The organism is Mycobacterium sp. Marseille-P9652, assembly GCF_902652685.1.
Classification (GTDB): domain Bacteria; phylum Actinomycetota; class Actinomycetes; order Mycobacteriales; family Mycobacteriaceae; genus Mycobacterium.
Map to the genome: position 1 here is coordinate 1 of NZ_CACRUY010000097.1, position 8,859 is coordinate 8,859.

Here is an 8,859-nt window from a genome sequence, read left to right on the forward strand (position 1 = left end):
CGGCACACCCTGCGCTACCAGCTCCCAAAACCGACGGCGCACCGATAACCCCTGAGGCTCACCCGTCATCAACACCCCTAACTACGAAGTGTTGCAATCACCCCTTGAGCCCAAGCGGCGTGTCTTCGCCAAGGTTTGTGTGTCGCGGCCTAATTCGAGCGCCGGCGCTAGGCGCGGCTGGGCAGGGTGAGCTTGCAGGCCTGACCGATGTCCAAAGTCCGGAGCATCCGTCCCATCCCGACCCACAGGGCGCAAGACATCGCGAGGTCGGCCAGCAGTTCCTCGCTGAAGTGCTCGCTGCAGCGGCTCCAGAAGTCTTCGTCGTCGCGCAGCTTGGTGTGTTCGGTGCCGAAGCGGTGCGCGAATTCGGCCGCCAGCCGCTCCTGTTCGCTGTACCCGGGCCAGGTCCGCCACTCCAGCGCGTGCTCGTACAGCTCCTCGTCCACGCCCTCGGCGGGGCCGTCGGCGTCGCGGGTGTTCATGCACACGGTGCATTCGTTGTCGTGGGCGATGACCGCCCGGGCCAGTTCGCGGGTGCGCATCGGCAGCCGGTTCTTGGTGTAGACCGCCTGGCTGAAGTTGGCGATCGCGCCGCCGAGGTCCGGGGACTTCGAGGCCCAGCTGTAGATGTCGTCGTCGGGGAAGGTACCGATTCGGCTCATGGCGTGATGGTACGCCCGCGCCGCGGGTTTCAGGAGGCGGCCACGGGGATCTTTGTCGTCGGCTGGTCGTCGTGCCAATCGCGTTGCGCCAGAACGCGGCCCGCGACGCGCTCGAGCGCGGCCTGCACCGCGCGCCGGTCGGGACGGCCCTCGAAAGCCGGGGAGCGCGAGAGCTTGTCGACGAGCCAGGCGATGAGGAGCGAGTGCACGTACTCGACCTGCTGCGCCCCCGCGGGTGTCAGCCACAGCCGGTCGCCGTCGCCCTGCGCGAAGCCGGTGGAAACCAGGCGGGAGAACGTCGGCTCAAGGACCTCGAACGGGATACGCAGGTAGTCGGCGATGTCGGTGAGGCGCGCGGTGCCGTTCAGCTGGGCGTAGCGATTGATGCGCAGGACCCCCCACAGGCCGGCGACGTCGAGCCTGCAGTCGGGGCGCATGGCAATGCTGCGCAGGCGCATGCCCGGAACGCCGCGCAGCATGCGCTCGATCGCCCCCTCGAGCATCTGATCCGGCGTCTCCGCGGTCGGCATGCCGAACGCGTCGCCGAGATCGACGGTGCTGTCGTGGAATTGGCGAAGCGGGACCTCGCGCAGGAACAGCGCCACGACGAAGCCGACGAGGCCGACCGGCGCCGCCCACAGGAAGACTCCGGTGAGCGACTCGGAGTAGGCCGCCACGATGGGCGCGGCGACCTGACGCGGCAGCCGGTGCAGGGCCTCCGGTGAGGCGGCCGCCGCGGCGGGTGCGCGGCTGGCGGCCATGGCCGGGCCGATCCGGCTGTGCAGGAAATTGGTGAACAGCGAGCCGAAGATCGCCGCCCCGAACGAGCTGCCGATCGTGCGGAAGAACGTCACGCCCGAGGTGGCCACGCCCAGGTCCTCGAAGCTCGAGGTGTTCTGCACGATGAGCACCAGCGTCTGCATGCACATCCCGATGCCGGCGCCGAGGATGACCAGGAACAGCGACTGGACCAGGATCGACGTCGACGGTTCCATGCGCGACATCAGGAAGAACGCGACGGCCATCACCGCGGTGCCGGCGACGGGAAAGACCTTGTACCGCCCGGTGCGTCCGACCAGCACGCCGCTGCCCATCGAGGTGGTCAGCATCCCGAGGACCATCGGCAGGGTGCGCAGGCCCGACGTGGTGGCCGAGACGCCGTCGACGAACTGCATGTACGTCGGCAGGAACGTCAGCGCGCCCAGCATCGCGAACCCGACGACGAAGGACAGCACGCAACACACGGTGAAGACGGGGCTGGCGAACAGCCGGACCGGCAGGATCGGCGCGGCGGCGCGGCTCTCGACCCAGGCGAAGACGCACAGCGCGGCGACCGACGCGGCGAACAGCCCGATGATCGTCGGCGATCCCCAGGGATACGTGGTGCCGCCCCAGCTGGTGGCCAGCGTCAAGCCGGCGGCGCCCAGGCCGACGAACACGATCCCGGTGTAGTCGATCACCGGTTTGGTGCGTTCGGACGCGGCCGGGATCGCGGCGGCGGCCACGAAGAAGACGACGACGGAGATCGGCACGTTGATCCAGAAGGCCCACCGCCAGCTCAGGTGGTCGGTGAAGTACCCGCCGAGCAGCGGCCCGATCACGGTGGTGACGCCGAACACCGCGCCCATCGCGCCCTGGTAGCGCCCGCGGTCGCGCAGCGGGATCACCTCGCCGATGAGCGCCATGGCGGTCACCATCAGCCCGCCGCCGCCGATCCCCTGCAGGGCGCGCGACGCGACGAGCATCCCCATCGACGCGGACACCCCGCACAGCACGGACCCGGCCACGAAGAACACCACGGCCGCCTGGAACACCCTCTTGCGGCCGAACAGGTCACCGAACTTGCCGACGAGCGCGGTCGTGATGGTCGAGGCCAGCAGGTAGCTGGTGACCACCCAGGACTCGTGGCCCGCCCCGCCGAGATTCGCGACGATCGTCGGCAGCGCGGTCGCCACGATGGTCTGGTCCAGCGCGGCCATCAGCATGCCGAGCAGGATCGCGACGAAGATGAAGTTGCGCCGCCGTGCGTCGACCGCGACCCCGCCGCGGGGAGTGCCGGTGGGCCCCGCGCTCAGGTCAGCTCGGGGGCCGGGAGACGCACTGCGCGGAGTAGAGCTCCTCGCCCAGCTTGTCCATCAGCTCCAGCTGAGTCTGCAGGTAGTCGACGTGGAGTTCCTCGTCGGCCACGATCTTCTCGAGCAATATGGCGCTGGTGGTGTCCTGCTTTTCCCGGCACATGATGATTCCCGGCTTGAGGCGGTTCAACACATCGAACTCGATCGCCAGGTCGGCCTCGAACTGCTCGCGCAGGGTCTGGCCGACGCGCAGCGACCCGATGCGCTGGTAGTTCGGCAGGCCGTCGAGCAGCAGGATGCGGTCGGTGATCTCCTCGGCGTGCCGCATCTCGTCGAAGGACTCTTCGCGGGTGTGCTTCGCCAGCTCGGTGAAGCCCCAGTTGTCCTGCATCTTCGAGTGCAGGAAGTACTGGTTGATGGCGGTGAGCTCGCTGGTCAGCTGCTCGTTGAGCAGGCGCAGAACATCCGGGTCCCCTTGCATGATCACTCCTCGCATCCGGCCATCGTGGCGTCGTAGCAGCACTTTGCCATGCCACCAGCCGATCTGCCAGGAAGGTTTGCCTCGGCTCACCGCGCGTCGCGCCGGGTTTAGGTTAGGTTAGGCGGGGCTAATCTTCTTAGGCTAGACTCCACTGACAAGCGGCCCGCCGGGCTTCTACATCCGGTGAAGGGATGTCTACAGCGTGCAGGGCGTACAGGAGGTGTGCTGAATGTACGTGTGCCTCTGTGTCGGGGCCACCAATCAGACGGTCTCCGACGCCGTCGAGCGGGGCGCGTCCACGTCCAAGGAGGTCGCGGCCGCGTGCGGCGCCGGCGCGGACTGCGGGCGGTGCAGGCGAACGCTGCGGGCCATCATCGAGGCGGCGCGCAAGCTCGAACCGGCGTCCTGAAGGCGTGTTCAGCGGCGTCTGTTGAAATCCGCCAGGGCGGCCGCGTTGGCCTGGGCGCCCATCAGTTCTGCGAAGTGGGCGTTCTCGCGCGCGCTGGCCGCCGCGATCTCGGGGCGGATGGGCTCCATCATCGTGTGCTTGACGGCCATGAGGCTCGAAACCGGCCGCGCCGCAAGGACTTCGGCGTGCCGACGGGCCTCGGGCAGCAGTTCCTCCGGTTCGCAGACGCGCCAGACCAGGCCCATGGCCAGCGCCTCGGCGGCGTCGACCCATTCCGACGACATCAGCAGCCAGGCGGCGTTCTGGCGTCCCACCAGTTGCGGGAGCAGGTAGGACGACGCCGCCTCGGGCGCCACGCCGAGGCTGGTGAACGGGCACTTCAGCCGCGCGGTCGACGACATGAACGCCAGGTCGGCGTAGCCGAGGATGGTGGCGCCGATGCCCACCCCCACCCCGTTGACGGCGCAGATCAGCGGCTTGGGAAACGCGCTGAGCGCGTCGATGAGCCCCGGGAAGCCGTGCTTGCCGGGCTGGAAGCCCGGGTCGGTGATGCGGGCCTGCATCTCGGCCAGGTCGGTGCCCGCGCTGAAGCCCCGGCCGGTGCCGGTCAGGAGGACGACGGCGACCTCGGGGTCGTCGGCGGCGGCCAGCAGCGCCTCGGCGGTGGCGTCGTACAGGGCCTCGTTGAACGCGTTGAGCGCCTCGGGCCGGTTCAGGGTGAGGGTGCGGACCCGCTTGTCGTCGTCGATCAGGAGCGTCACGGCTCGCAGCCTAGCCGCCGGTCGTCCAACGTTCTCTTGCCGAGCGGGCGCAAATGCAACCAGACACGCCGATGGGGGCATGCTTCTGCGTCTGCTCGCGGTGGTCCCCCGGCTGTCGGCGGCCTCAGCCGTTGCTGTAGACCCGGGTCGGGGCGATGAGCACGACGGCGCGCCGCTCGGAGGCCATGACCCGGTCGTACTCGTCCCAGTCGTCGTGGGTGCCCCCGGCGGCGGTGAACACCTCGCGCAGCAACAGGCGCAGCCGATCGGCGTCAGTCAGCCAGGACGGCGAGTCGTCCGGGCCGGCCAATTCCGCGCGGCCTTCCACGGTGGCCCACTGCCAGCCCTTCTTGAACGTGACCGCGAGCTGAGGCCGCGCCCGCAGGTTGGCGAGCTTGACCCTGCCGTAGGTGGTGAAGCCCAGCGCCGGCTCGCCCGTCGCCGGGTGCGGCAACAGGCCGACGTTGACCAGAGAGGCCTGCACGGTGCCGTCGGCGCGGACGGTGGACACCACCGCCAGGCCGCTTTCTCCCTTGGCCAGTGCCACTGCCTCGTCGAGCGTTGTCATGAGGATCCTCAATCCCGAAATGGTGTCCTGAAGACGTAGCGGCTGGTCGGCACCGTGTCGATGTTCTCGTTGGCGCCGAATGCGGTTGTGCTGGCGACCATCCGGCCGAGCCGGTGCTGCAAGTCGTCGTCGTCGGCGGCACCGAAGAACGCCTTGAGATCGGTGATCGCCTCCTCGGGGAACAACTCCTCGACAATGCCCGCGATTCCCGGCGCGTCGGGCGTGAGCGTCCGCACCACCCAGTTCTGGGTGTAGCCGAACGTGGACTGCGTCTCGATGGCCACCGAGGTGTGGTCGCCTTGCCACCGGGCCAGCCAGGTCACCTGGTCCAGGTCGGCGGGACGGTGCAGCAGTGCGATGTTGGCCAGACCCGTTGTGCGGCAACCGGGTTCGGTTACCGGCGCGGCCAACGGAACCGACTCCGTCACCAGGTAGGCGGCCAATTTCTCGCACTCCTGGCCGAGGAACTTGAACGCCGCCGTCATCTGGTCGCCGTAGCACTGCTGGGTCCACATGCTCACCACCGCCGCCACCGGCGGGTCCAGCGTCGTCAGCGTCATCAACGAATCACGCACGGCGCTGTCACGCACGTTCACCTGCAGCCCGAAGATGCCCAATTCCAACAGCGCGTCGGCGACGTGACCCCGCTGCCGGGCGCACCACTGATCATCCGGCTCAGGACGCATCAGCACGGCGATGACCTTCTCCATGGGGTGAAACCTACTTGACCAGCCGCACCGGATGTTGGCTGTCGATCAACTTCCCGATCGTGCGGGCCAGCTCGCGGTAGGAGTCGTCGCGCCCGCTCGACGAGCGGAACACCAGGCCGATCCGCCGTCCCGGGCGGGGCGCCGCGAACTGCGCCAAGTCGAGGCGGCTGCGCGCCGCCTCCACCGGCACGGCGCTCTGCGGGATGAGCGTCACCCCCAACCCGCCGCTGACGCACTGCACCGCGGTCGCCAGGGAGGCGGCCCGTGTGTTGGCCAGTTCCGCCCGGACGCCGGCCTTCTGGCACACGTCGAGCGCCTGGTCGCGCAGGCAGTGGCCCTCGTCGAGCAGCAGCAGCGGCAGGTCGGCCAACGCGGTCGCCGGAACCCGGCGCTTGCCCGCGAGGGGATGCCCCGGCGGCAGCGCGAGGACGAAGTCCTCCTCATAGATCGGGATCTCGGTCACGCCCGCGGTGTCGGCCGGCAGGGCGAGCAGCGCCGCGTCGAGGGAGCCCTCGCGCAGGATGGCCAGCAACCGGTCCGTCTGGTCCTCGACCACGCGCAGGTTCAGCCCCGGCAGCTGCTCGGCGAGCCCGGCCAGCACGGTCGGCAGCACGTAGGGCGCCACGGTGGGAATGAACCCCAGTCGGACGCTGGCCCGCAACGGGTCCGAAGCGCCGACGGCGGCGGAGTTGAACGCGTCGACGGCGTCGACGACGGCCCGTGCGTGCGGGAGCAGCTCGGTCCCCTCCGTCGTCAGGAAGACCCGCCGCGTCGAGCGCTCGATCAGCGGCGTGCCGAGGCCGGCCTCCAGCGCCGCCAGGGCCTGGGACAGCGTTGACTGGTTGACCCCGAGTGATGTTGCGGCACTTCCGAAGTGGCGCTTTTCGGCCACGGCAACGAACGCGCGCAGGCCGGCGACGGTCGGCTGATAGGTCTTATCGGTCATGCCTATCAGTGTAGTGGTAAATATCACCTTTACCTACGAATGAATGCGCGGCACCATCGTGGGTATACACCACACCGTTTGAGGACTTTGCACTTAAAGGAGTGTCATGCCACTGCTCACCATTGGTGACCAATTCGTCCTACGTGCGCTCGCACGCTGCCGAGCTGGGTGTCGACCCGACGGCGCTGGACCGGCGCATCCACGTGCACGTGCCCGCGGGCGCCGTTCCGAAGGACGGACCGTCGGCCGGTGTGACGATGGTCACCGCGCTGGTGTCGATGGCCACCGGGCGTCAGGTCCGCTCCGACGTCGGCATGACCGGCGAGGTCACGCTGAACGGCCGGGTCCTGCCCATCGGCGGCGTCAAGCAGAAGCTGCTCGCCGCGCAGCGGGCCGGCCTGTCGACGGTTTTCATCCCGTCGCGCAACGAGCCCGACCTCGACGACGTGCCTGCCGAGGTGCTCGAGGCGCTGGACGTGCGGCCGATGACCGACGTGGCGGAGATCGTCACCCAGGCGCTGGAGCCGTTGGCCCACGCCGAAACGGTCGCCGCCTAGCCGTCACGCTGTTAGTCGCGTGTCAGTTGCCTGGCAAGCAGCTGCGAATTTATTGGCGCGAGAGCGTTTTCGGCTCTTTCGACACGGGTAGCCAAGGAGCCAGGGGGGTCCTCCTCCCTGGCCTTCAGCCCAAACCAGGAGCTGGGGTGACAACAGAACAACGACGTCAAAGCTGTTGCGCTGCCTGCGTGGCAGTCACACCGCTAGACAAGGAGTTCAGATGAACCTCAACAAATTCGCCGCAACCGCGGCTATGGCCGGTGGCCTGGGAGCCGCGGCGCTCGGTATGGGTGCCGGTTTCGCGCAAGCCGATCCGGGCGGCGGCCACGGTCCGGGACCGAACGTGCCGGGCCCGAATGTGCCGGGAGGCGACCGGGACGACATGCCGGGCCAGGGCCCGTACGTGCCGGGTCAGCCGATCTGTAACGGCGGCCCGGGCGTCAACTGCAATGGACCGGGCAGCCCGCTCCCCCCGGGACAGGATCGGAACGGGATCCCCGCCCCGCCTCCGGGTCACTACAACGACCCGGGTCGCTACGGCCTGCCGGCCACGTGGGTCCCGCCCGTGGGTGACCCCGACAACACCCAGCTTCCGCTGGTGTTCAACCCGCAGCTGGGTCAGTGGGGCGTCAACACCTCGACCGGTTTCCAGGTGTACACCCCCGTCGGCGGCGCCAACGCCGGTGGCAACCTCGGCGGCAACGTCGGGTAGTTCCGCACCTGAACCCGGTAGCTGATAACCGGAATGTGGCAGCCGCCCCCGCAAGGGGGCGGCTGTTCCATTCCCGCGTGACATACCCCGCACGCCGTCGTTGAATGAAGCGGTGAGTCTCAAACGGCAAGTCGTCCATCGCGTCCAACGACTCCTGGTGAACCCGGTGGGCCGCAAGATGCCCGGAGTCATCCTGGAGACCACCGGGCGCAAGAGCGGCCAGCCCCGCCGCACCGCCGTCGGCGGCCGCGTGGTGGGCAACCAGTTCTGGATGGTCTCTGAGCACGGCGAACACTCGGACTACGTCCGCAACATCAAGGCCAATCCGGCGGTCCGGGTGCGGATCGGCGGGAAATGGCGCGACGGAACCGCCCACCTGATGCCCGACGACGACCCGCTGCGGCGGCTCGGGAATCTGCCGAAGCTCAACAGCGCCGTGGTGCGCCTGATGGGCAGCGACCTCCTGACGATCCGGGTGGACCTGGACTGACGTGGCGTACGACGAAGAACTGGCCGCCCGCGTCCGTGAACTCGTCGGCCCCGAGCGGGGCGTCGAGGAGAAGCGCATGTTCGGCGGGCTCGCGTTCCTGATCGCCGGCAACATGTCCGTCGCCGTCAGCGGCCAGGGCGGGCTGTTGGTGCGGGTGCCGCCGGACGAAACGGACGAGCTCGTGCGGGGCGCGCACGTCTTTCCCATGGTTATGGCCGGGCGGGAAGCGCGCGGCTGGGTGCGCGTGGAGGCCGCCGGGGTGCGGACCACGCGCCAGCTGCGGACATGGGTCGCCCGCGGGGTCGGCTACGCCCGCGGTCTGCCGCCCAAGTGACCGGTTGACGGGGCGGAGCGCGGGTAAGCGACTGATATGGGGGACATCTTGTCAAGTGGGCAGGGTGAAGCGGCGGCCGCAACCGTCGTCGCGGCCGCCGCTTCGTTGGCCAGATAAGTCGCTGGTGGGTGTCGAGCGTGTCGTGTCGACGCGT

Annotated in this window: 11 protein-coding genes and 1 pseudogene; 5 read left to right on the plus strand and 7 right to left on the minus strand. The window is 68.9% G+C overall.

Annotated features, from left to right (window positions below; genetic code table 11):
- Positions 1 to 167: 167 nt before the first annotated feature.
- Genes GPY60_RS25780 through bfr form a run of 3 tightly spaced genes read right to left on the minus strand, consistent with a single transcriptional unit; the run spans position 168 to position 3,218 of the window.
- Positions 168 to 662 carry a carboxymuconolactone decarboxylase family protein gene (locus GPY60_RS25780; RefSeq protein WP_156690531.1) on the minus strand — a complete coding sequence of 165 codons (495 nt, stop codon included), beginning with the start codon at positions 660 to 662 and terminating at the stop codon, positions 168 to 170.
- Between the two features lie 29 nt (positions 663 to 691).
- The gene (locus GPY60_RS25785; RefSeq protein ID WP_156690532.1) at positions 692 to 2,737 is read right to left on the minus strand and encodes an MDR family MFS transporter; all 2,046 of its coding nucleotides are present in this window, start codon (positions 2,735 to 2,737) and stop codon (positions 692 to 694) included.
- 1 nt (position 2,738) lies between these two features.
- Positions 2,739 to 3,218, minus strand: a complete 480-nt coding sequence (bfr, locus tag GPY60_RS25790) for a bacterioferritin (protein WP_156690533.1) — start codon at positions 3,216 to 3,218, stop codon at positions 2,739 to 2,741.
- A 229-nt stretch (positions 3,219 to 3,447) separates the two neighbouring features.
- Between bfr and GPY60_RS25795 the strand changes: the two genes are divergently transcribed.
- Positions 3,448 to 3,627, plus strand: coding sequence for a (2Fe-2S)-binding protein (locus tag GPY60_RS25795; RefSeq protein ID WP_156690534.1), 180 nt, complete (start codon positions 3,448 to 3,450; stop codon positions 3,625 to 3,627).
- An 8-nt stretch (positions 3,628 to 3,635) separates the two neighbouring features.
- Here the strand turns inward: GPY60_RS25795 and GPY60_RS25800 are convergent, their stop codons facing one another.
- From GPY60_RS25800 to GPY60_RS25815, 4 genes are all read right to left on the minus strand, one after another.
- The gene (locus GPY60_RS25800; RefSeq protein ID WP_156690535.1) at positions 3,636 to 4,388 is read right to left on the minus strand and encodes an enoyl-CoA hydratase/isomerase family protein; all 753 of its coding nucleotides are present in this window, start codon (positions 4,386 to 4,388) and stop codon (positions 3,636 to 3,638) included.
- Between the two features lie 124 nt (positions 4,389 to 4,512).
- Positions 4,513 to 4,956, minus strand: a complete 444-nt coding sequence (locus tag GPY60_RS25805) for a PPOX class F420-dependent oxidoreductase (RefSeq protein ID WP_156690536.1) — start codon at positions 4,954 to 4,956, stop codon at positions 4,513 to 4,515.
- A gap of 8 nt (positions 4,957 to 4,964) precedes the next feature.
- Positions 4,965 to 5,666 carry a hypothetical protein gene (locus GPY60_RS25810; protein ID WP_197283841.1) on the minus strand — a complete coding sequence of 234 codons (702 nt, stop codon included), beginning with the start codon at positions 5,664 to 5,666 and terminating at the stop codon, positions 4,965 to 4,967.
- A gap of 10 nt (positions 5,667 to 5,676) precedes the next feature.
- Complete coding sequence (locus tag GPY60_RS25815; protein ID WP_156690537.1) at positions 5,677 to 6,612, minus strand: hydrogen peroxide-inducible genes activator; 936 nt, start codon at positions 6,610 to 6,612, stop codon at positions 5,677 to 5,679.
- Positions 6,613 to 6,749: 137 nt separating this feature from the next.
- Between GPY60_RS25815 and GPY60_RS25820 the strand changes: the two are divergent.
- The 4 genes and pseudogenes from GPY60_RS25820 to GPY60_RS25835 form a co-directional block, all read left to right on the plus strand.
- A pseudogene (locus tag GPY60_RS25820) lies at positions 6,750 to 7,169 on the plus strand (S16 family serine protease); the annotation flags it as partial.
- Between the two features lie 220 nt (positions 7,170 to 7,389).
- On the plus strand, positions 7,390 to 7,881 hold the full coding sequence (locus tag GPY60_RS27335; protein WP_231639836.1) for a hypothetical protein: 492 nt from the start codon (positions 7,390 to 7,392) through the stop codon (positions 7,879 to 7,881).
- Positions 7,882 to 7,981: 100 nt separating this feature from the next.
- A complete protein-coding gene (locus GPY60_RS25830; protein WP_156690538.1) occupies positions 7,982 to 8,371 on the plus strand; it encodes a nitroreductase family deazaflavin-dependent oxidoreductase in 390 nt (129 codons plus the stop codon).
- Position 8,372: 1 nt separating this feature from the next.
- Positions 8,373 to 8,705, plus strand: coding sequence for a TfoX/Sxy family protein (locus tag GPY60_RS25835; protein WP_156690539.1), 333 nt, complete (start codon positions 8,373 to 8,375; stop codon positions 8,703 to 8,705).
- The last annotated feature ends 154 nt before the right edge of the window (positions 8,706 to 8,859 follow it).

Coding starts and splice junctions, on each gene's coding strand:
- GPY60_RS25780 (WP_156690531.1), bottom strand. CDS start 662: ATGAGCCGAATCGGTACCTTCCCCGACGACGACATCTACAGCTGGGCC.
- bfr (WP_156690533.1), bottom strand. CDS start 3,218: ATGCAAGGGGACCCGGATGTTCTGCGCCTGCTCAACGAGCAGCTGACC.
- GPY60_RS25795 (WP_156690534.1), top strand. CDS start 3,448: ATGTACGTGTGCCTCTGTGTCGGGGCCACCAATCAGACGGTCTCCGAC.
- GPY60_RS25805 (WP_156690536.1), bottom strand. CDS start 4,956: ATGACAACGCTCGACGAGGCAGTGGCACTGGCCAAGGGAGAAAGCGGC.
- GPY60_RS25810 (WP_197283841.1), bottom strand. CDS start 5,666: ATGGAGAAGGTCATCGCCGTGCTGATGCGTCCTGAGCCGGATGATCAG.
- GPY60_RS25815 (WP_156690537.1), bottom strand. CDS start 6,612: ATGACCGATAAGACCTATCAGCCGACCGTCGCCGGCCTGCGCGCGTTC.
- GPY60_RS27335 (WP_231639836.1), top strand. CDS start 7,390: ATGAACCTCAACAAATTCGCCGCAACCGCGGCTATGGCCGGTGGCCTG.